The following is a 21,603-nucleotide window of genomic DNA, read 5'->3' on the forward strand; positions in this document are numbered from 1 at the left end:
TGTTTTGTTGAGAGTGTACGGCAAGTTCAAGTGTACCTAACGCTTGTAAAGACTGAATGTTGGTTAGGTAAAGAGTGTGTAAATGCAAAAAAACGGATCAGCTCCGAGGAGTTGATCCGTATAATCAAGTCTTAAATTAGTTGTTCTCCGATGCGAGGCCGGTCAGTGGCGCTAACTTACGGTAGGCAAAGACTGCCCCCAGGAAGTAACAGGCAGCGATAGTCGCCGCAATCGGTAAGGTGTGGAACATATTTGCCGGGAGCACCAACGCTAGTAGTGGAAAGGCGTAAGCGGCTGGTAGCTTGATCCGCAGCAGCTGCAGCAGGATGAAGACCAAGGGTAGCGTGATTAACGCAGATAGGAGCCACGAGGCGATGACCAAGTGGACCAAAACGCCGATCGTCGCAGCGCCGCTCAGGGCAATAATCTGTTGTAGAGCCAATCTACCGCTGTAACTTGGCAATTGGGAAGCCTCAAAGAAGACGACCAGAACCGGTGGAATCCCTGCCATTTGCGGATAGCCGGCGACCCAAACGGCACCGACCCAGATAGCCGCGGCCAGCACGAAGCCCAGCATGTGCTGGTAGTGTAGCGGCTTACCAGCGGGCAGTCCCTTATAGTGTCCTTGAAGGAGGACCCCAATCATCAGCGTCAGCGTAAACGCGAAGATGGCTAGGATGAATGACCAATGTGTTGCGTTGATAATAATTGGTAGCAGTCCAGTTGCAAAGGATGGGGCCAATGTAGAACGTAGCACGTTGAGCAGTAAGAGAATCAACAAGAGTGTGATGCCAACCTTTTCGGGATAGCTGATTGGCAGTTGATTGACGACAAAGCCAATCACTGCCGTTCCAGATGGTGCCAGGAAAATCTTGAAGGGTTGACTGACCCAGGTTGGGGTGTGGTAGATCCACATACCGGCCGTGAGTGCGCCGATCTCTGGGAGAATAATTTCGTAATCGTGAAGCCAAGTAGCGATTCCGACCATGATCAAGACTAGGGCAAACCCAATCAAGTAGTCGCGGACATCGCGTTTCGTGAGTGACATTGCGGGAACCTCCTTTGTTTGAATTTTTTCATAAATTCCGTTCGTGACACAGCAAAATTGATTGTAACACGTTTCAAAAGAATATTCAGGTATGAAAAATCACTGAAAACGGTGCCAATACCGATTTTAGGGAAGATTACAACTTGATGCCATTTCAACTCGATTTATTCTAAGCGAAAGTAACAATTGCGGTTGAAGCGCGACGCCAGTAGGGTATACTAATTTAGGACAGAAACGAAATGATACTCACCATCAGGAGGCAACATGATAGCATTAAAATCAACGCGTGAAATTCAAGGGATGCAAGCAGCCGGCGACATTCTGGCCGGTCTGTTCCATGCTCTAGCAGATTACATCAAACCCGGGATGACAACCTGGGATATCGATCATTTTTCCTACAAATACATCATTGACCATGACGCTACTCCCGGCGAACTGAACTTTGAAGGGTACAAGTATTCCACCTGTGTCAGCGTTAACGACGTGATTTGTCACGGTTGCCCTAGCAAGGACGAGCTGATCAAGGCCGGTGATCTAGTTAAGGTTGACACGGTCATCGACTATCACGGCTACCTGAGCGATGCGTGCCACGCTTTCGTTGTGGGGCAGGCTTCGGCTGAGGTTCAAAAGCTAATGGACGTGACGTTAAAGTCCCTTTACCTGGGAATCGACCAGGCCGTTGTGGGTAATCGAATCGGTGATATTGGCTTTGCAATTCAAGATTATGCTGAAAACCAACTGGGTTACGGTGTAGTTCGCGACTATATTGGTCACGGCATTGGCCCAACCATGCACGAAGACCCAGATGTTCCCCACTATGGGACGGCTGGTCACGGCACGCGGTTGAAGGCAGGAATGACCATTACGATTGAACCCATGATCAACGTGGGGAGCTTCGAATGTAGCGCACCGGCTGACGATGGCTGGACCATTTCAACCGTTGATGGCAGTCTGAGTTGCCAGTATGAGCACACCATTGTGATTACAAATGATGGTCCGAAGATTCTGACGTCGTTCGATCATGATCTGGATGCAAAGTACTTACTGAAATAGAAACTAAATGAAAACGAACAATTGCGAATAGGCAATTGTTCGTTTTCATTTAGTTATCGTAGATATTCAAGATTTGTTCGTGAGTTCTGATGACGTTCATAAAGGCTTCATCGTCGAGAAAAGTGTGAGTGCTAGTCGTATTTCTACCAATGATGCTAAAAGTATGGAATTGCATAGGATTGACGTATCCTTGTACTTTATCGTTATTTGATATGGGAACAAATAGCGATTTTAAGTGATTATTTGCAGCATGTGTGATTGGCGAAATAGCAACCTGTCCGGTTATTTTAGAGAAGCCACTGGTACTTAAAACGACGGCTGGATGACGACCGCGCAATTCGTTATTTTTGGATGGTTGAAAATCTACCCAGATGATTTCTTGCTGTTCTGGAAGGAAATTAAGATTAGAATTCGTCATTTAGAACCTCAGTTTGGGTAAAGTCTTTGTCAGAAAGGGCGTTTTGATGTGTTTTGATGAACTCGGAATCTGTGAAAGGATTTTTCTTTTTTGGAAGAAAGACAATTGCACCATTACGGCCGGAATAAACATCATAATCTGGATACTTGGCTTGAATTCCCTTTGGAACAGTCAAAACAGTTGAACTGCCAACTAGTCTTGGTTTTACGGACTTCATGTTGCCACCTCCTATATATATTGAATATATATGTCACTTAGCTCAATGTCAATCGATTGGCTCGAGACACATGGAAATGTGATGTAATCGAGTTAATTATAGATATTTGCCAAAGGGACAAGGGTAGCGAAGTATTCTTTAGAGATCATCTATATCTTGACAAGTCTGACAATTTCCCGTAACGTAAATTAAATATCGAACAGAAAGGGGTAGCAAACCCATGACTCTTAACAGCTTAATGGCGTGTGTCCCCGCAAACGGGCAAGGACGTTTTTCCGTAAAATAAATTCTAAGGAGAAAAACGATGAAAAACGTCCGTCAGTCGGTCCCATCTTTGGGATTGATGATTACCCTCGTTGGTTTTCCACAAATCAGCGAATCTATCTTTACCCCGGTGCTGCCGCAGTTACGCCGGGTTTTCGCCGTGAGTGCCAATCAGGTGCAACTCACGATGAGTACCTACTTCGTGGCTTTTGCAGTGGGGGTGCTTCTCTGGGGGCAACTTGCCGACAAATGGGGTCGTCGTCCAGCGATGTTGGCCGGGATTGCCCTCTATTTGGTTGGTAACCTGGGCCTATACTTCAACCAGCAGTTCAGCGTTCTGATTAGCTGGCGGTTGGTGCAAGCACTCGGGGCCAGCGCCGGTTCGGTCGTGACCCAGACTATCATGCGTGAAAGTTTTAGCGGGATTACCGGTGCTAAAGTCTTTGCGCGAACCAGTGCTGCAATGGCACTGGCGCCGGCATTGGGGCCGCTAATCGGTGGCGTCATGCAGACCTATTTTGGTTATCGCAGTGTCTTTGCGACACTAGTTGCCATGGCTGTGGCCGTTGGGCTGTATGCCCTGAGCCGCTTACCAGAAACGCAACTTCGCGATATTCGCTTGCCACAGGTTCACCAATGGCAGGTTGTACGCCGGTTACTTCGTGATCCCATTGTCTGGGGCTACGGTCTCTTAATCGGTGGAATCAACGGTATTCTATTCAGCTACTATGCTGAGGCGCCATTTATCTTCATGACCCACTTTGGCTACTCGGCCGTTCAGTACGGCTGGCTCGGTCTGGTCTTAGCGAGCGCTAGTCTATTGGGCGCATTGCTCGTGAATCGCCTGCTGAACTTTTGGACGCCGGAGCAGGTGACGTTACGTGGTCTCATCTTCAGTGTGGCGGCCAGTGGTGGCTTAATCTTAGCAGCTGCTTGGCAACAGCCCACGGTTATGATCGGTGGGATTTTCCTGACTTTTCTGGGCCTCAACGTCACGTTGCCCAATGCCCTGAACCGATCACTGATTGGCTACGAAGACGTGATGGGGAGTGCCAGTGGCTGGTTCAGTTTGGGTTACTATCTGCTGGTTAGCGCGCTGACCTACGGGATGAGCTGGCTACACAATGGCGCCATTCAGACATTGCCGTGCTACATGGCGGTCCTCAGTGTGGGGATGCTGCTGGCATTTGTAGGACTGGTGTTGCCGCGTATTCGTGAAGACGTCATGGCGTAGGGGGGTAGTTTCCTTTTTAAAATAGACGAAAACCTAAAATCAGTTAAACAGCATGCTTACCAGTTGCGACCGGTAGACATGTTGTTTTTTTGTGCCATTAATTGAAAATTGCAGTTAAGAACTGGAAATTGAGCGTAAAGGCTTCACTTGAAACCTCTATATGATATAGTCCCTTCAGGAGGTGCTAAATATGACCGTTACATCGATTAGGTTCAAGGATGATCAGTATCAAGAGATTAAAGCACTAGCTGATTTTTATGGAGAATCAGTGGCGACGTTTATGCGTCAGACGATTTTAGAACGACTCGAGGATGAGGCTGATTACCGTGATGCAGCTAGTAATCTTGAAGAAAGCCATGGTGAAACGGTCTCTCGAGAAGAGATTATGCACCGGTTAGGACTTGAATGAAGACTTACAGCTAGAAGTTTTCTGTAAAAACAGATAAAGCATTTCAAAAACTAGATCTTCAGACGCAACGTCGCTTGGTCAAATGGTTAAATGAGCATATCCAAGGTGCGTCTAACCCTCGTGCGTGGGGAAAAGCGTTGGAGGGAAACTTAGGAACCTTTTGGCGATATATAATTGGAAGCTATCGGATTATCGCTGATATTCAGGATGGGGATTTTGTCGTCTTAGTTGTAAAAGCCACGAAACGCAATGATGTTTATAAGTAATGGTTAAGATAAATGGATTGGTTTCGCCCAAGGAAATCTTGCTATTCCCCCAACACCCAGGTAAAATCATACTAATTGGGTCGTTTTAAGCCGACCACGATTACGGGATTGAGAAAGGGAGATCAGTGTGAAAGTCGTCAGACGATTACTAATAGTCATTGCGTTAGTAGTCGCGGTGTTTGTTGCGAAGACTGGTTGGGGGCCATTTGCCGGCATGCCCGGTGAAGTCACTCAGCTACAAGCAGGTGTGACGCGTTGGGTTAGCGGTCACCAGCAACCGACGAAACGTCAAGGTAGTGGCCAGTCGTCAGTGCCTTCTGGACAATCGGAAGCTACCGTCAAAGTGGAGCAGGTCAGTCACAAGCAGGCGAAACAATCTACGGACACGCCGATCGAACCCATTGTTGTGGGTCAGCAGTTGGAACGGACCTACAAATATCACTTTGCTAAGGATGTCCCGGCTAAGGAACGACATGCGTTTATCCATGCAGTCCACGTCTACAATCGCACCGGGATTGTCCATCTGAAGGCCGGTCGGGCGGCACAATCTGAAAATCAGATTACCTTTGGGGCCTATCACAAGAAGGTTGCCCGGAATCAGACCAGCGTGGAGTTGGGCCGTGGCGGTCCGCAGGTCACAGAAACGGTCAGTTTTCGGGGGATGACGATTCGCAATAAAGCGACAGCCAGCCTGAATATTACCTACGCGTTGGCCTTTAAAGACTCCGTGGCGATTCACGAACTAGGCCACGCGCTGGGGCTCGACCACAGCACGGATCGTGCCTCAGTGATGTATCCGTTAGATCAAGGAAAGATGCACCTGTCCTCCGCGGATGTCCGGGGGTTGCGTCAGGTTTATCAGCAGACTAAAAGCTGAAAACAAAAGTGCGATTCCATTGTGGGATCGCACTTTTTGAGTCTAATTATTCTTGAATATGTTCCTTAACCAATTCGAATATTTCAAAAATATGCTCATCGGCGAGGGTGTACTTGATAAACTTGCCATCGCGGTTGCCAACGACCAGTCCCGCCTGGCGCAAGGTCTTGAGCTGGTGGGAGATGGCGGATTGCGACACGTCCATGACGGCCGTGATTTCACTGACGGTCCAACTCCCTTGGTAGAGAAGCGAAAGAATCTGATAGCGAGTCGCATCGCCAAAGGTTTTGAAGAGGTCGACGCTTTTTTTAATTTCTGTGGTTGTGGGAAGCTGATTGTTTTGTTTTTCCATATTAGTCACCATAGCTTTCATTTTATCATAAAAGGCCGGGGTAAGTTTGGCCACTTTAACAGTTGACACGTTTTATAGATATGTTATGATGAACGCATACATATGAGCGACCATTCATATCAAATTTCAGGAGGCGAGTACGATGCGGGAATATTTAAAATTAGCAGAGACCAAACGTAACTTAGCCATGATCCTAGGGAGTGTGCTGCTCCTCGCCATCGCAAGTTTTTCACCATTATTGAAAGCGGTTACAATTGGGCTATACCTGATGGCGTACCTGCTCGTAGGGGGTCCGATCCTCGTGGATGCCGTGAAGGATCTGTTTAACGGCAAACTATTTGGTGAGGCCTTTTTGATGACGGTCGCCACGGTTGGGGCCTTGGCGATTCAGCAGTATCCTGAGGCAGTTGCGGTCATGCTATTCTATCGCATCGGCGAATTCTTCCAAGATTCCGCTGTCAGCAAGTCCAAACAGTCCATCACTTCCCTCCTGCAGATTCGGCCGGACTCCGCAAACCTAGTGGTCAACGGCCATACGCAACAGATCACGCCAGACCAGATCAAGGTAGGGGACACGCTCATCGTTCGGCCGGGAGAAAAGGTTCCTGCCGATGGGACGGTCACGAGTGGCGAGACCTACCTGGATACCAAGGCACTGACGGGTGAAACCAAGCCCAGTCTGGTAGTTACCGGTGATCAAGCGTTGAGTGGGACGATTGTCAGCAATGGGGTCATCGAGCTCCGGGTTGAAAAAGCCTACGCGGATTCAACCGTGGCCAAGATTCTTGAGTTGGTTCAGGATGCCACTAACAAAAAGACGAAGACTGAAAACTTTATTACAAAATTTGCGCGGGTCTACACGCCCGCCGTCGTTGGCATGGCGGCGTTACTCGCGATTGTACCGCCGTTGCTTTTTGCCCAACCGTTTGCTGATTGGCTCTACCGGGCATTGATCTTCTTAGTGATCTCCTGTCCGTGTGCGTTGGTTATTTCCGTACCACTCAGTTACTTTGGCGGTATCGGTGCCGCGTCGCGTAGTGGGGTGCTCATTAAGGGAAGTAACTATTTGGAAGCTTTGAATCAGGTCAAGACGGTGGCCTTTGATAAGACCGGGACATTGACTCGAGGGGAATTTGCCGTGGTCAATGTGGCGCCCGTCAGCCTTAGTAAGCCGGCGTTGGTTAAGTTGGCAGCGTCAGCCGAGGTGGCCTCGCCGCATCCGATTGCCAAGTCAATCGTGGCGATGGCTGGCCTCAGTACTGACAATCAATCAGCTGCGGAAGAACTGGTAGGACTGGGCGTGAAGAGAATTCAAGCTGGCCAGCCCCTTTACGTGGGGAATGCAAAATTGATGCGCCAAGTTGGCGTGACGGTTGATTTGCCGGGCAGTACAACTGGGACCATGGTCTACGTGGTCTTGGGTGGTCAGTACCAGGGGGCCATTGAAGTTGCTGATGCGATTAAGGAAAACACGGTACCAGCCCTGCGCGCACTAAAGCAGGATGGCGTGGCCCATACCGTGATGCTAACTGGCGATAATCGCCAAGTCGGTCAGGCGGTGGGCCAACAGATCGGAATTGATGCTGTTAAAGCGGAGTTACTGCCACAAGATAAGGTGGCTGAGATGGGTGCTTTGAAGGCCCAACTAGGTTCTAAGGAGAAGCTGGCGTTCGTCGGTGACGGGCTAAACGATACGCCCGTTCTGGCGAGTGCTGACGTGGGGATTGCCATGGGGGCACTGGGTTCCGATGCCGCCATCGAGTCGGCTGACGTCGTGTTGATGAATGATGATCCTTTGGCAATTCCACGCACGATTGCAATTGCCAAACGGACCAAGCAAATTGTTTGGGAAAATATCGTGTTTGCCCTTGGAATCAAGCTCCTCTTCCTGACCCTGGCCGCCTTTGGCATCACAACGATGTGGTGGGCAGTCTTCTCGGATGTGGGTGTGACGCTGATTGCCGTACTGAATACGCTACGGCTGCTGCTGATTGGTCGCCAAGAAAAACCACAGAAAGTTCAGAAGACACTGGCTAAAGTTAGTGGCTAGAAATTAGAGTTCAAATGAGACGTCATCAGGCTGATTAACATCGGCTTGGTGGCGTTTTTAAATTCCCATTTCTTAGCGTGAACGTGCAATGATGGTGGGGCAACATCAATCGTAGTAAAACTCATTAAGTTCGTGTATCGTATATTTTTCTTGGCTTATCCGCCGTAATCTGGTATAGTTCTCCGTATAGAAACTGATAATTAGCTTTTATTTATTATTTAATGTTCGTATTTTATAGGAGGAATCCACCGTGGATAAGTTTTTCAGGCTCAAAGAGTCAGGAACCACCGTTGGTACTGAAATTGGTGCGGGAGTCACGACCTTCTTCGCCATGTCATATATTCTCTTCGTTAACCCCCAGATTCTGGGACAGACGGGGATGCCGCAACAGGCTGTTTTTCTCGCAACAATTATTGCCTCGGTTGCGGGAACATTGGTTATGGGATTGTTTGCGAATGTTCCGTATGCGTTGGCGCCGGGGATGGGGCTGAATGCCTTCTTCACGTATACCGTGGTCATGGGACTGGGTTTTACCTGGCAACAGGCGTTGGCGTTGGTTTTCTTCTGTGGCATTATTAATATCATTATTACGGCAACCAAGATTCGAAAAATGTTGATTTCCGCCATTCCAGTTAACCTTCAGCTCGCCATCAGTGGGGGAATTGGGGCGTTCATCGCCTACGTTGGATTGAAGAACGGAAACTTTCTGCAGTTTACCAGCGATGCCAGCAGCATCCTGACAGTCAACGGCAAGGCGTTTAACGCCACACAGGAGACCTTCAAGCACGGGATCGGTTCCGTCGTTACCAACGGGAGCATTACACCGGCATTGGAAGTGTTCAACTCCCCAGCCTTGATTTTGGCCGTCATCGGTTTGATTGTCACCGTGATCTTTAAGGTACGGAAAGTGCCAGGGGCTCTGCTGATTGGGATCTTGACCACGACGATCATTGGCATCCCCATGGGGGTGACCAATCTGCATCTGGCAAGTGGCTATTCAATTGGTTCGTCCTTTCACCAACTGGGGACGACTTTCTTGGCAGCCTTCTCGTCCGAGGGGATGGGATCACTATTTGCCGAGCATAATCGGGTAATTCTGGTATTGATGACGATTCTGTCGTTCAGTCTCTCCGACACGTTTGACTCGCTGGGGACCTTCATCGGGACGGGGCGTCAGACGGGAATTTTTTCCGGTAAGCGGGAACTAGAGTTAGAAGCGCAACCCGGGTTTAAGTCAAAATTGGATAAGGCCCTATTCGCCGATTCCATTGCGACCGGCGTGGGCTCGATCTTTGGGACCTCCAACCTGACGACCTACGTGGAAAGTTCCGCGGGAATTGGCGCGGGTGGCCGAACTGGGCTGACTAGTGTGGTCGTTTCCATCCTGTTCCTGTTGAGTTCGTTAGCTTCACCACTGTTATCGATCATTCCAACAGCGGCCATCGCACCGTCACTGATTCTGGTCGGAATCATGATGATGAGTGCCTTCAGTAAGATCCCGTGGCATGACTTTGGCGAGGCGATTCCCGCCTTCATGACGTCGTTTATCATGGCGTTTGCCTACAATATTACTTACGGGATTGCCGCTGGTTTCATCTTCTACTGTCTGGTCAAGACGGTCGAAGGCAAGGCCAAAGAGGTTCATGGGTTGATCTGGATTGTGTCGGCGTTGTTCGTGATTAACTTCGCGGTGCTGGCATTAGTTTAATTGGGGGAATCAGGAAGCACCGGGGTGGTGAAGACGCCGCCCGGGTGCTTTTTTGTGGTCTAGAGTGAAGAGCGCCGGTCTTAAGCGGATATTAGAATATTTGTAAGACGTGCTACCGGGGGTTGAGCTTAAGAGTGTGTTATTCTGTGGGCAAATATGACCTGGGAGGACTTAGCGGTGCATCAACAATATGAGATTTTAGCGTATGGATCACCTGTGAAGATCAAGCGTCACGTTGCGAGCATGATGGGCAAAAGTGTTCAGGTAGTGGCAGATGTTAATTTGGAGACGGGGGAAGTTAAGCTCGTCGTAGCACCCGCGGATCTGCAGAAGTTGCGAAAAGATGCGAAAATATCTGATCAATAAAGCTCGTTGTTTAGTAACTATTGGTTTGCGGATGTAGTGGCTTGATACGTTAGATGGGCTCATAGCCAAAGCTAGTTCACCAAATTTGGGATACAAGCTGATAACTTGAATGACGACATTATAATGAAGGAACAGCGGTGCTGGTATGGCGGCCGCTGTTCTTTTTTGTTGAAATTTTTAGTGGTCGGAGAGAGCCGGCACAACAGTATGTTTAGTAAACAATGATTAAACTCGGGTGTGTTTTACTAAACAATAACTATACTTTACAAAATGAAAGCGTTATAATCCACTTGTAAGCGTTTTTATTAGCCGCAATTTAGTAATCTTGAGAAGGCTCCCGGCGTTGGATTCAAGGGAGCCCACTAAAAACCGTTAAAAGAAAGCCCTTACAAAATCTATACATACTTAGGAGTGAGAAATAATGTCGAAAGAAGATAAGACGGATCAGAAAGCTGTCAAGGCTGGTGTCGGGGTCGTTACCAACGCCAAAGTTAAAGACGAAGAACAACCCAAGCTGCCTTGGATGGTCTCATCCGCTATGTTTTTGGCGCCATTATGCTGGTACGGGCCAATTGGCTCCACTAGAAGTGTTTTAATCCCGCAATTATTCGCGCAATTGGATCCTGTACATAAGGTTTGGGCCGTTGGGATCTTAGCTACGGTTGCTTCCATCACAGGTGCCGTTGCCAACCTGTTATTCGGGGCATTCTCAGATGTTACCCGGACCCGCTTTGGGAAACGGAAGCCTTACATTGTTGTCGGAACGATTGCCATTGCAATTTCACTGGTTGTCATTGCCAATGTTAAATCGATCATGGCCATCATTCTCATTTGGATTGTTGCGGCTGCGGCCGAAAATGCCATTGCTGCGGCGATATACCCGCAAATATCGGACCGGGTCGCGCCTAAGTGGCGGGGAACTGTTTCGACTTTCTACGGGGTCGGATTTACCATCGCCCAACAAGGGTTCGCGCTGTTAGCGGCCCAATTCTTGGGTAACGTTAAGATGGGGATCTACTTCATGGCCGGCAGTACCGTTGTCTTGGCCATCATTCACTTGCTCCTGATTCAAGAAAAAGGGAACATGGATGAACCCAAAGTTTCCCTGAACAAGGATACTTTAAAGAAGTACTTCTTCTTCCCAACGCACGATGCACGGGACTTCTACTTAGCTTTGACGGGTAAGTTCTCCATGGTTGTTGGGTCAACCATCGTCACGACCTTCTTACTCTTCCTGTTCACTGATTACATTGGTCAAGGAACGAGTGAAGCTGGGAAATCAATTTCCATCTTCTCCTCAATTATGTTAATCATTGGTGTGATCTTCGCTTTGATTGGGGGACCACTTGCCGATAAGCTGAACCGGGTTAAGGCACCAGTTGTGATTGCAACCTTTGCCTTAGGTTTCGCCGCATTGTTCCCACTGTTTGTTCAAAAGCCATGGGCAATGTTCGTTTACGCCGTCATCGCCGCCTTCGGGAATGGGTTATACAACTCCGTCGATGGTGCCTTGAACATGGACGTTTTACCTTCATCTGATACTGCCGGGAAAGACTTAGGGCTGATCAATTTGGCCAACACGTTAGGCCAGATGTTGGGTGCCATGGTGGCCTCGGCTATCGTTGCCGCCTTTGGTTACGGTGCGATCTTCATCTTCGCCATTGCCATGGAATTAGTTGGTGGGATTGCCATTGCTATGATCAAACGGGTTCGGTAGTTCTGAGCGACACGATTGGTTTTAGAAAAAGATACGTTTATTAGCAAACGTACGGAAGACTCTATGTCACTAACGGCGTAGAGCCTTTTTCGAAAAGTGATTGAAACGCACTAATTATTGCGAATAATTACGGTTAGTGATACTATAGTTCACTTATTTTTATATGAATTAAGCGATTGTTATGGGGTGAAAACAAGATTAGCCGGAGGAGGTCAGAGATGGCGCCAGCCGTGACGACGATGTTAGACCAGGTGGTTTTTCCTGGCCTTACATCGTGGGACGTGTTTGGAAACTCGCATGGATCTTGCGAGGTTTCAAATCGAGCCGGAAGCCTGTACTTTGGCTGCAGGCGGTCCCCACAGCGGCAGAATCTCTGGCAACCGCAGGCGGCAGTTTTCACCCGAAAGATAGGCAAAGGAGGACTTAACTTGAAACGACAGTTATTTAACGAGCAAATCAAAGCGAACCCACTCCGTAGTAAAGCGGATGTGAAGTCGGCGTTGCTGGACATTCTTAGCCCTGCAATGGACGTCTTAAGTCAACAGAAGCAAAAGGGTCGTTTCCGCATGAGTGATAGCGGGGCGGTCTACCTGCAAGACAAGACTGAAATTGAAGGCTTCATGCGCCTGTTGTGGGGCCTCGGTCCCTTCTTCAGTAACGCCGAGAACGTCAAGGCTTACCCCGACTGGTTTGAAATGACCACGCAAGGAATCCTCGCCGGCGTTGATCCCCAATCAGACAGTTATTGGGGGGGTGACCTCGGTGACTATGATCAACTCTTTGTGGAAATGGGTGCGTTGACGGCATTTCTGTACGAGACCAAGCCTAACTTCTGGGATAGCTTGTCCACGACACAACAGAAGCAGATTGTAGATTGGATGGACCAGGTCAATGATAAGGTTGTCCCGAAGACGAATTGGCTCTTCTTTAAGGCCATGGTTAACAAGTTTATCACGGACTCCGGGTACGCCGACCATTCACAGTTAGTCGCCGATGATTACGCCATCACCAACACCCACTACCTTGACCACGGTTGGTCTTACGATGGGTACAAGAATCAAATTGACAATTACATTCCGTTTGCTTACCAGTTCTTCACCTTACTGACGGTTGGTCTGACCGACTGGCAGGGGGACGAAGCTACCTTGCTGCGGGAACGCGCCAAGGCCTTCGTGCCGAGCTATGCCAACTGGTTTGCGGCGGACGGAGCGGCCTTGCCTTATGGGCGGAGCCTCGACTATCGGTTTGCCCAAGCGGCCTTCTGGGCGGTTGCGGCGTATGCGCACATCGACTTGCCAGCGGGTTATGAGCTAGGTGACATCAAACATTTACTTTTAAACAATTTGCGTTGGTGGTTCCATCAAAATATCTTCACAACGGACGGCTTGATTCCAATCGGTTACGCCTACCCGAACATGGTCTTTGCGGAAGGCTACAACGGCCCCGCTTCGGCCTACTGGGCGCTCAAGACCTTTATCTTCTACGCGTTACCCGATGACGATCCGTTCTGGACCACGCCGGAACGTGACGACTTTAAGTTCGAACCACTCAAGAAGCAGCCGGAACCACGGATGCTGGTCGCTCACAGTAAGACGGGGATGGAAGTCCAGTCCTTTACCGCTGGTCAGCACTCCCACGAACACGCTGCCGGTGCTGCCAAATACGAAAAGTACGTGTACTCCTCATCCTTTGGTTTCAGCACCCCCAAGGGTTCCGTCTTGCTTAAGCAGTGTGCCTTTGACAACACGCTAGCAGTCTCCGAATCCGAGAACTTCTGGCGGACGGCCTTTAAGTATGCCGACTACCAGATTCACGACGATTACGTTTATTCCGACTGGCAACCATGGGACGACGTGGATATTAAGAACTACGTGATTCCGGATATGCCATGGCACGTGCGAATTCACCAGATTGATACCGCACGGGAATTACACGTGGCCGAAGGGAGTTTCTCCGGTCCCGATAGTGGTGACGCGCGTGAACACGAGGTGGCAGTCAAGGCTAAGAACGCTGTCTTCTATCAGACACGAGTTGGTATCACCGGTTTAGTTGGCTTGTCAGACAATCTGAAAGTCGAATTGTCCGTACCAGAGCCCAACACCAACATCTACTTCCCTAAGACGAAGATTCCGCTACAGACGGGAGTTTTGAAGCCTGGAAAGCACACCTTGGTTTCCCTTTATCTGGGGGACCGCGAGTTGGAGAGCCTGGACGCTAACGGTGAGATCGCGATTCCAACCATTGCCTTGGTTGGGAACCGGGTTGAGATTACATTGAACGGGCAGACCACCAAGGTCACCTTAGACGAATTTAAATAGAGTTTGGAGGAATCAGACACATGGAGCAAGAGTTACTCTACCCACTTACGAATAAATGCCGCTTTGACCAGAAACTAGATGGTCTTTGGGACTTTAAGTTTGACCGTGAGAGCCAGGGACTGGCTGACAATTGGACCGCTAAATTACCCGATCCCATCAAGATGCCCGTTCCAGCCAGCTTCAACGACTTCTTTACGGACAAGGATTCTCGTGAATACACTGGTGATTTCTGGTATGCCAAGCGGGTCTTCATCCCTGGGTCACTGCGCGGTAAGCTGATTGGCCTGCGGTTCGGTGCTGCAACGCACCGTGCCACGGTTTACGTCAACGGTCAGGAAATTCGGAGTCATGAGGGTGGTTTTCTCCCATTTCTCGCCGACATTACCAGTGCGGTGAAATTTGACGAGGACAACCTGGTCGTGCTCAAGATGAACAATGAGCTACACCGCGATGCCTTACCAGCCGGTGATACGACCGTCCTGAAGAACGGTAAGAAAATGGTTAAGCCATTCTTTGATTTTTACAATTACTCCGGTCTGAACCGCAGCGTCCATCTCGTTGCGATGCCTGAGAATCACGTGGTGGATTACACCGCTGTTTCTACGCTGGGTGATGATGTGGCCACGGTTCACTACACCGTGACAACCAGTCAATCGGCTGGTAGCGTCAGTGTCACGTTGCGTGATGAGAACGGCCAGATTGTGGCCACCAGTAATGGCCGATCCGGCGACCTCATCGTGCAGCACCCTCAGTTGTGGAACGTTCGTGACGCCCACCTTTACACGCTGACGATTCAAGTCACGGCCAACGACCAGTTGCTTGATGAATATAGCGATGAAATTGGGATTCGGACGATCACTATCGCCGGGCACCAGATCGAGGTCAACGGGCAACCCGTTTACCTCAAGGGATTTGGCCGCCATGAAGACAGCATCTACGCCGGTCGGGCTTTCGATCTCAACGTGGAGAAGCGGGACTTCGAGCTGATGAAATGGATGGGGGCCAACTCCTTCCGGACATCCCACTATCCATACGACGAAGAGGTTTACCGCTTTGCCGACCGCGAAGGCTTTCTCATTATCGATGAAGTTCCCGCTGTTGGGTTTAAGATGGCGGCGGCCAGCTTCCTCGGTGGCCTCGATCAATCCTTCTTCGATGGTGACTGGACCGAAGAGCTTTATAAGAAGCATCTCGACCAAGTGACCGACATGATCCACCGGGATAAGAATCACCCGAGTGTCCTGGCTTGGAGCCTCTTCAATGAGCCCGACACCTCTAGTAAGTCTGCGGTGCCGTACTTTGAAAAAATGTTTGCGGCCACCAAAGCTTTGGACCCTGATCAACGGCCACGGACCTTTACGTTGAATGAAGATGACACCTTCGATACCTCCTATTGCAAGCAGTTCCCTGACTTCTACCTGTTGAACCGTTACCCTGGTTGGTATCACAAGTGGGGCTACGAAATCTCCGATGGGGAAGCCGGTCTGCGCGAGGAACTCGACAAGTGGGCAGCCTCGGATATCGACAAACCCGTTGTGTTCTCCGAATATGGCGCCGATACTCAGCCAGGCCTGCACAAGTTGCCTTCCGTGATGTGGAGCGAAGAGTACCAGATTGAATTGCTACAGATGTTCAACCGGGTCTTCGATTCTTATGACTTCATTCGGGGTGAACAGCCTTGGAACTTGGCTGACTTCCAAACGGTCGAAGGGAACATGCGAGTTAACGGGAATAAGAAGGGCCTGTTCACGCGGGACCGTCAGCCGAAGGAAGCGGCGTTCTATCTCCGCCAGCGTTGGCTCGATATCGACAATAACTTTAAGAATTAACGCTATCGTTTTCGCCTTGCCGGGCGGTGAAAATCAACTGGAGCGCTGAGGGCGGGCGCCTAAAGCCATAGAGCGGTCTTTAGGCTTGCTTTGAGCCTCTGAGGGACTAGTCTCAAAGGCACCAATTTCCTAAGCGGCACAGCCGCTAAGGGAATTCCCACAGCTGAGTTGATTTTCACCGTCCTCACGGCTGACGTTGCGTTAGTTCAAAGTTATTCGACTCTCTTAGATATTTTATAAAATTATATAAGGGCAGTTAACAATGTCTCGTGGTGTTGGGAAAACCTTGACTAGGTTTTATGTGGAAATTTAGCGATGTCGGTTTCTAAACGATTTGGACCAATTAAACAGCTAAAAACCGCAGTAAACCAGGTATTGAGAACCTTGGATTTACTGCGGTTTTATTTTGATTGTTTTATACGCTACTGTCGCGTTTGATGATGCGGGTGCTGATGACCACGGATTCTGGAATCTTGTTGGCATCTTTGATCTGTTCCTGTAGGAGATCGAAGGCCCGTTCGCCCATGATCTCCGTGTAGACGTGAACCGTTGTCAGCGCGGGGTAGGCGTATTTGGCGATTGCCACGTCGTTGAAGCTGATGATGTTCACCCGACCGGGAACGGGGATGTCGTGCTGTTTCAGGGCTTTCAGCGCGCCAATCGCCATGGAGTCGCTACCGATAATGAAGGCGTGTGGCAAGTCATCTTTCAGCTCGGTGATGGCCCGTTCCATCAACTGGTAGCCAGAGTCCGGACCGTAACTACCCGTGAACAGGAAGTCCGGATTGAAGAGGTCCTCGTGGACGAGGCGGTTGCGGTAGGTCGTGGCGCGCGGGTCGTAGACGGCATTGTGCTCAGTCAACGTCTTTTCCTGGCCGGCAATCAGGCCAATGTCGGTGATTCCTTCGGTCAGGTAGTGGTTGATGATCCAATTGATGGGCGTCAGGAAGTCACTTTGAACACTGTCGAAGCCGTAGAGCAGGTAGTTTTCGCCGATGAAGACCAGTGGCTTGTGGTAGCCGGCCAACCGGTGGATTTCGGATTCGTCGTACTTGCCCACCGCGATGATGCCAGAGTAGCCGGTGAGGTCGATGTTGGCGATGTTGTTAAACGAAATGGTGTCGACGGAAACGCCGCCGCTCAGGGCCTTGGTCTCGATGCCGTACTGAATCTGGTAGTAGTACAGGTCATTGAGTTCTTCCTTGTCGGAGTGCCATTGCACCACGGCAATCTTGGCCCCGGACTGTTTAACCTTCTTAGGTTTCTTCTTGTACTGCAACTTTTCGGCGACTTCTAGGACCTTACGCCGGGTATCTTCGCTGACGGCGAGGGTGGCATCATAATTTAGGATACGAGAGACGGTAGATGCTGAAACGCCGGCGCTTTTCGCCACGTCCTTGATGGTTGTCATCGGGTAGTCCTCCTTCGATTAGATTTATTTATAGCCTATGTATTCCATTCCTTATAATTATTATAGCCGTAAATTTCGGAAAAACGTTTACTAAACTGGAAACTTCTAAATTTCTTCATTTTTGATAGATTGGAGTGTGTGATCAGTCATGAATACAACACAGGTAACAATTGATGGTGATTTACTGGATACATCGGCGCAGGATGCCAATACCTTCAAGGGGTTTGGGTACTTGAGCTGTAATAATTCTTCACGGCTCTTGCTGGATTATAAATGGGGACAGCCCGAGAGCTACCAGCAGATCTTAGCGATTCTCTTCGGCGGCCAGCACCCGCTGATGTCGATGGTCAAGCTAGAACTCGGGGATGATGCGAATACGTCTTCTGGGACCGAACCGGCGACAAAGCGCAGTGCCGATGAACCCGCTAACGTTTTGCGGGGCGCCGGCTACCAGCTGATTGCCGATGCCAAAAAGTTGAATCCGCGGTTAAAGACCAGCCTGTTGCGCTGGGGGGAACCCGGTTACTTGCGGCCACTGTGGGCGTCGGTCAAGAGCGCTGATCCCGATCACAATGTACCGGAGGCGGCGTATGAACCGATGTATCAGCTCTACAAGCAGACCATTGTAGCAGCGTACCAGCAGTTCGGCTACCTCTTTGATTACGTGGATCCGGACAGAAACGAGACCAAACATCCGATGTATCGCTGGATCAAGTGGTTTGCCGACCGGCTACATAACGACACTGATTTCCCGGCGGACTTTCCCGTGGCACGCTACCACCAGATCAAGCTGATTGCGGCCGACCAGAATTACGAGACTAAGTTTGGCGATACCATGCTGAAGGACCGGGAGTTACTCGAACGCGTGACGGCAGTCGGCTATCACTACAATACCGATGATGGGACGCATAATCAATACAAACGTTTAGCCGATGATCACCAGCACGAGGTCTGGTACAGTGAGGGCATCGCGCCGATGACGTTTGGCAAGTATCGTGTACGAGCCAGTTCCGGCGATGGCATCGGTGGCAAGCAGAGTGGGCTGGATGTGGCGAACCGGCTGATTAAGGGTTATGTGAACTCTCGGCGGACCTTCTACATCTTCCAGCCCGCCGTTTCCGCCTATTATCCCGGGGTCAATTACAGTCACAAGGAGTTGATCACTGCGAGTCACCCGTGGTCCGGATACTTTGAAGTTGACAACGTGGGGTTGCAGATCATGAAGCACTTCACGGACTTCGCACAAGCTGGCTGGCACGAGAGCAATCCGTGGCGTTATTTACCGAGTGCCTGTGACAGTCAGGTCGGTGGGACGGAAAATCTGGATAGCCACACGGATGCGCCCAGTTATTTGACGTTGGTGGCGCCGGACAAACAGGACTTTTCAACGATTTTGGTCAACGATAGCGCGAGCCCTCGTCGGTATACGCTGGCACTCGTCAATCTACCAGCAGTTGGTAAGCCGGTCACGGTGTGGGAAAGCCGCGGTCCGGAACCGGGGCAAGTCTATGATAGCGGGCTGAAACAGCAACGTGAAACGCTCACGGCTACGGCTGGTAAGCTGACGATTCTCGTTCAGCCACATAGCATTGTGACCGCAACGACGCTAGATTTGAGTAACGATACCGAGGTCGTTTATGCACGGCAGACAGCACCCGCAGCCAATACGCTGTTGGACGTGACGGATAGCCAAGACATCTTCTATCAGGATGACTTCGGCTATGCGGCGGACTACCACACGACTCGAGGTGGCACACCGCGGTACACCACGGATCAGGGTGGGGCCTTTGAAGTCGAGCAGCGTCATGGTCAGGGCGTCTTGCGCCAACAGATCACCGAGGCCCAACGTGCGCTGGACTGGGAATACTCGTATGCACCGAACCTGACGTTGGGGGACGACCGCTGGAGCAACTACACCGTGGTAGTCTCCGTAAAATTCGATGACACGACCCAGCAGAATTCGGCGACTGGCAATTACTTTGGAATCGGTCTGTATCAAGTCACGGACGTCAAGGGGCGGCTGGAAAGTGCCCCGTACGTCTTCAAGGTGGCCACGGATGGTAGCTGTCAGTTAGTGAAGAATGATCGCATCGTGGCTCTGGGTTACGTGGATGGCTTGAACTTGGCACAAATTCACCAGCTGAGCTTTGGCATCAGCGGCAATCGATTAGCGGCGGGCATCGACGGTCAGACAGTGTTGACCTTTGTGGATACGGACAATCCGCACTACAGCGGTCGCGTCAAACTGGGCACCGGCTACTATCACACGGAGATTACCCAGATTGTCGTTAAGAAGAATGATGTGGCGGATGGCGTCCAGTATCAGCGGATCGATGACTTAGACGAGCGGATCACCTACCGTGGCGACTGGCAACACGTCTGCGGGTTAGGCAATACGATTTGGAACCGAACCTTGTCAACGGGGACTGCCGGACAGAAGACCCAGGTGGCGTTTGACTTCACTGGGACTGGCTTTGCGTTGTATGGTCGCCAGGTTGCGGCTAGTCGCTTAACGGTCAAGGTCGATGGTCACCTGTTGGTCCCTAATTTCGAACCGCAGCAGGCTGCCGATAAGGTGGAGAACGCCGTCTTCTTGGGGTTGTCTGCGGTCAAACACCACGTCACGATTGCGGTGACGGCCGGGACTTATACGCTGGATGCGGTTGGGTTTTACCGGTAGGCTGAGGGTGTTTCTGAATTCTTCAAGTATACTGGAAGAAAAGTGAAAAAATTGAATTCCTTCAAGTATGATTGATAAAAACAAAAAATCATTAATGTGTTGAATCACTGTCGTCTGCATCCCTTTGCCGGGTACAGACGATTTTTTTGATGATTTCGAAAAAAGATGAGACTGAAACGGCGATTTTTACATTAGTAATAAGTATAAGGAGAATTTTTAAGGCGTTCGTGCTACACTCAAAGCAACTGAGTACTGAAAGGATGACAACCATGCCACAAGCAGATGTACTGTTAGTAATCGATGTTCAGAATGGGCTGAGCCAGGCCTCGGGGTATACCGCGCTGGTGGATCGCATCAACGAGCGTCTCGATATCTATCATGACGAGGAGCGGCCGGTAATCTTTATGCAGCATACTGATGATGAAATGACTTACGGCAGCGATGCCTGGCGCCTCGACACACGACTTCACCGCCAGGCCGATGATACCGTATTCCTGAAGTACCATACGGATTCTTTTTACGAGACGGGGTTAGCGGATCGGTTGCATCATATTCTGGCTGAAAGCGTGGAAGTCTGTGGTTTACAGACGGAGTACTGCGTGGATACGGCGTTTCGGGTCGGTCACGACCGTGGCTTTGATATGATTACGACGGCTGGCATGAGTACCACCTTTGATACGCCGGAGCTCAGTGCGGCCATGATTCGCAAGCACCATGAGGGCATCTGGAATGGTAGCTTTGCAACTGTCTACCCGGCGGCGGAATAGCTGTCTCTCAAAACTAGTTAGTGTATAATTGAGTTATGCACAACGGTTTCGAGAAGGGAAGTTTTCTAATGACAACGATCTATGATTTTTCCGAAATTGAGATGAGTGGCCAAGCCATTAACTTCGCTGATTACCGGGGGAAGGTCGTCCTAATCGTGAATACCGCCAGCAAGTGTGGGTTAGCACCGCAACTAGTGGGTATCGAGGCGTTGTATAACCGGTATCATGATCAGGGCCTGGAAGTCCTGGGATTGCCGTCGAATCAATTTCATCAAGAACTGGACTCCGACGAAGCGACGAGTGACTTTTGCCAGCTACATTACGGCGTGACTTTTCCGATGACCAAGCAAGTTCGCGTGAATGGTGAGGATGAAGATCCGTTATTTACCTACCTCAAAGCTACCGCCGGTCATGGTCGAATCAAGTGGAATTTTACCAAATTCTTGGTTGGTCGAGACGGCCAGTTGATTGACCGCTACGCACCGATCACGAAGCCAGAGAGTATGGAAGACGCCATCGTTCAGGCGCTGGGGGCGACTGACTAACGATTGTCAGTCAAGTGTACACATTATTCAGACTGAGAAATAAATCAATAATTTTTAAAAATGCATAAAAAAAT

The 21,603-nt window shown here is 50.0% G+C and carries 18 protein-coding genes and 1 pseudogene; 14 read left to right on the top strand and 5 right to left on the bottom strand.

Annotation, left to right across the window (positions count from 1 at the left end; translation table 11 throughout):
* Positions 1–136 precede the first annotated feature (136 nt).
* Entirely contained in the window at positions 137–1,048 is a 912-nt protein-coding gene (locus ACEPSU_RS02715; RefSeq protein WP_395322720.1) for a hypothetical protein, read from the bottom strand.
* Positions 1,049–1,312: 264 nt separating this feature from the next.
* On the opposite strand from ACEPSU_RS02715, the gene map reads away from it, so the two are divergent.
* Positions 1,313–2,101, top strand: coding sequence for a type I methionyl aminopeptidase (map, locus tag ACEPSU_RS02720; RefSeq protein WP_395322721.1), 789 nt, complete (start codon positions 1,313–1,315; stop codon positions 2,099–2,101).
* 49 nt (positions 2,102–2,150) lie between these two features.
* Here map and ACEPSU_RS02725 read toward each other — a convergent pair whose 3' ends face one another.
* Both ACEPSU_RS02725 and ACEPSU_RS02730 read right to left on the bottom strand, forming a co-directional pair.
* Positions 2,151–2,519, bottom strand: a complete 369-nt coding sequence (locus ACEPSU_RS02725) for a type II toxin-antitoxin system PemK/MazF family toxin (protein WP_395322722.1) — start codon at positions 2,517–2,519, stop codon at positions 2,151–2,153.
* Positions 2,506–2,736 carry an antitoxin of toxin-antitoxin stability system gene (locus ACEPSU_RS02730; RefSeq protein WP_395322723.1) on the bottom strand — a complete coding sequence of 77 codons (231 nt, stop codon included), beginning with the start codon at positions 2,734–2,736 and terminating at the stop codon, positions 2,506–2,508. The genes ACEPSU_RS02725 and ACEPSU_RS02730 overlap by 14 nt, the downstream gene beginning before the upstream one ends.
* Positions 2,737–3,040: 304 nt before the next feature.
* Here ACEPSU_RS02730 and ACEPSU_RS02735 point away from each other — a divergent pair, with 304 nt between their 5' ends.
* From ACEPSU_RS02735 to ACEPSU_RS02750, 4 genes and pseudogenes are all read left to right on the top strand, one after another.
* A complete protein-coding gene (locus tag ACEPSU_RS02735; protein ID WP_395322724.1) occupies positions 3,041–4,234 on the top strand; it encodes a multidrug effflux MFS transporter in 1,194 nt (397 codons plus the stop codon).
* Between the two features lie 190 nt (positions 4,235–4,424).
* Positions 4,425–4,643, top strand: coding sequence for a type II toxin-antitoxin system RelB family antitoxin (gene relB, locus ACEPSU_RS02740; protein WP_395322725.1), 219 nt, complete (start codon positions 4,425–4,427; stop codon positions 4,641–4,643).
* A 29-nt stretch (positions 4,644–4,672) separates the two neighbouring features.
* Positions 4,673–4,909 (top strand): annotated as a pseudogene (locus tag ACEPSU_RS02745) (type II toxin-antitoxin system RelE family toxin); the annotation flags it as partial.
* Between the two features lie 127 nt (positions 4,910–5,036).
* Positions 5,037–5,786 carry a matrixin family metalloprotease gene (locus tag ACEPSU_RS02750; protein ID WP_395322726.1) on the top strand — a complete coding sequence of 250 codons (750 nt, stop codon included), beginning with the start codon at positions 5,037–5,039 and terminating at the stop codon, positions 5,784–5,786.
* Positions 5,787–5,832: 46 nt separating this feature from the next.
* On the opposite strand, the gene ACEPSU_RS02755 is transcribed toward ACEPSU_RS02750, so the two are convergent.
* Positions 5,833–6,138, bottom strand: coding sequence for an ArsR/SmtB family transcription factor (locus ACEPSU_RS02755; RefSeq protein ID WP_395322727.1), 306 nt, complete (start codon positions 6,136–6,138; stop codon positions 5,833–5,835).
* A 142-nt stretch (positions 6,139–6,280) separates the two neighbouring features.
* On the opposite strand from ACEPSU_RS02755, the gene ACEPSU_RS02760 reads away from it, so the two are divergent.
* The 6 genes from ACEPSU_RS02760 (at position 6,281) to uidA (ending at position 16,126) form a co-directional block, all read left to right on the top strand.
* On the top strand, positions 6,281–8,188 hold the full coding sequence (locus ACEPSU_RS02760) for a heavy metal translocating P-type ATPase (protein WP_395322728.1): 1,908 nt from the start codon (positions 6,281–6,283) through the stop codon (positions 8,186–8,188).
* Between the two features lie 250 nt (positions 8,189–8,438).
* Positions 8,439–9,896: an NCS2 family permease gene (locus tag ACEPSU_RS02765; RefSeq protein ID WP_395322729.1), complete on the top strand. Its 1,458-nt coding sequence runs from the start codon at positions 8,439–8,441 to the stop codon at positions 9,894–9,896.
* Between the two features lie 177 nt (positions 9,897–10,073).
* Positions 10,074–10,262: a hypothetical protein gene (locus ACEPSU_RS02770; RefSeq protein ID WP_395322730.1), complete on the top strand. Its 189-nt coding sequence runs from the start codon at positions 10,074–10,076 to the stop codon at positions 10,260–10,262.
* A 421-nt stretch (positions 10,263–10,683) separates the two neighbouring features.
* Positions 10,684–11,979, top strand: a complete 1,296-nt coding sequence (locus ACEPSU_RS02775) for an MFS transporter (protein WP_395361591.1) — start codon at positions 10,684–10,686, stop codon at positions 11,977–11,979.
* A gap of 428 nt (positions 11,980–12,407) precedes the next feature.
* The gene (locus tag ACEPSU_RS02780; RefSeq protein ID WP_395322731.1) at positions 12,408–14,297 is read left to right on the top strand and encodes a DUF2264 domain-containing protein; all 1,890 of its coding nucleotides are present in this window, start codon (positions 12,408–12,410) and stop codon (positions 14,295–14,297) included.
* A 20-nt stretch (positions 14,298–14,317) separates the two neighbouring features.
* A complete protein-coding gene (uidA, locus tag ACEPSU_RS02785) occupies positions 14,318–16,126 on the top strand; it encodes a beta-glucuronidase (protein WP_395322732.1) in 1,809 nt (602 codons plus the stop codon).
* A gap of 415 nt (positions 16,127–16,541) precedes the next feature.
* Here the strand turns inward: uidA and ACEPSU_RS02790 are convergent, their stop codons facing one another.
* Positions 16,542–17,537: a LacI family DNA-binding transcriptional regulator gene (locus ACEPSU_RS02790; protein WP_020089369.1), complete on the bottom strand. Its 996-nt coding sequence runs from the start codon at positions 17,535–17,537 to the stop codon at positions 16,542–16,544.
* Positions 17,538–17,685: 148 nt separating this feature from the next.
* Between ACEPSU_RS02790 and ACEPSU_RS02795 the strand changes: the two genes are divergently transcribed.
* The 3 genes from ACEPSU_RS02795 to ACEPSU_RS02805 all read left to right on the top strand — a co-directional run bounded on the left by ACEPSU_RS02795 (position 17,686) and on the right by ACEPSU_RS02805 (position 21,529).
* A complete protein-coding gene (locus ACEPSU_RS02795; protein WP_395322733.1) occupies positions 17,686–20,217 on the top strand; it encodes a glycosyl hydrolase in 2,532 nt (843 codons plus the stop codon).
* A 269-nt stretch (positions 20,218–20,486) separates the two neighbouring features.
* Positions 20,487–20,984: an isochorismatase family protein gene (locus ACEPSU_RS02800; protein ID WP_395322734.1), complete on the top strand. Its 498-nt coding sequence runs from the start codon at positions 20,487–20,489 to the stop codon at positions 20,982–20,984.
* Between the two features lie 68 nt (positions 20,985–21,052).
* A complete protein-coding gene (locus ACEPSU_RS02805; protein ID WP_395322735.1) occupies positions 21,053–21,529 on the top strand; it encodes a glutathione peroxidase in 477 nt (158 codons plus the stop codon).
* Positions 21,530–21,603 lie beyond the last annotated feature (74 nt).

This window comes from Levilactobacillus parabrevis (genome assembly GCF_044051715.1).
GTDB lineage: Bacteria > Bacillota > Bacilli > Lactobacillales > Lactobacillaceae > Levilactobacillus > Levilactobacillus parabrevis.

Bases quoted from the DNA above. Each gene is read 5' to 3' on its own strand.
- ACEPSU_RS02715 (WP_395322720.1), bottom strand. From the start codon at position 1,048: ATGTCACTCACGAAACGCGATGTCCGCGACTACTTGATTGGGTTTGCC.
- map (WP_395322721.1), top strand. From the start codon at position 1,313: ATGATAGCATTAAAATCAACGCGTGAAATTCAAGGGATGCAAGCAGCC.
- ACEPSU_RS02725 (WP_395322722.1), bottom strand. From the start codon at position 2,519: ATGACGAATTCTAATCTTAATTTCCTTCCAGAACAGCAAGAAATCATC.
- ACEPSU_RS02730 (WP_395322723.1), bottom strand. From the start codon at position 2,736: ATGAAGTCCGTAAAACCAAGACTAGTTGGCAGTTCAACTGTTTTGACT.
- ACEPSU_RS02735 (WP_395322724.1), top strand. From the start codon at position 3,041: ATGAAAAACGTCCGTCAGTCGGTCCCATCTTTGGGATTGATGATTACC.
- relB (WP_395322725.1), top strand. From the start codon at position 4,425: ATGACCGTTACATCGATTAGGTTCAAGGATGATCAGTATCAAGAGATT.
- ACEPSU_RS02755 (WP_395322727.1), bottom strand. From the start codon at position 6,138: ATGGAAAAACAAAACAATCAGCTTCCCACAACCACAGAAATTAAAAAA.
- ACEPSU_RS02760 (WP_395322728.1), top strand. From the start codon at position 6,281: ATGCGGGAATATTTAAAATTAGCAGAGACCAAACGTAACTTAGCCATG.
- ACEPSU_RS02775 (WP_395361591.1), top strand. From the start codon at position 10,684: ATGTCGAAAGAAGATAAGACGGATCAGAAAGCTGTCAAGGCTGGTGTC.
- uidA (WP_395322732.1), top strand. From the start codon at position 14,318: ATGGAGCAAGAGTTACTCTACCCACTTACGAATAAATGCCGCTTTGAC.
- ACEPSU_RS02790 (WP_020089369.1), bottom strand. From the start codon at position 17,537: ATGACAACCATCAAGGACGTGGCGAAAAGCGCCGGCGTTTCAGCATCT.
- ACEPSU_RS02795 (WP_395322733.1), top strand. From the start codon at position 17,686: ATGAATACAACACAGGTAACAATTGATGGTGATTTACTGGATACATCG.
- ACEPSU_RS02800 (WP_395322734.1), top strand. From the start codon at position 20,487: ATGCCACAAGCAGATGTACTGTTAGTAATCGATGTTCAGAATGGGCTG.
- ACEPSU_RS02805 (WP_395322735.1), top strand. From the start codon at position 21,053: ATGACAACGATCTATGATTTTTCCGAAATTGAGATGAGTGGCCAAGCC.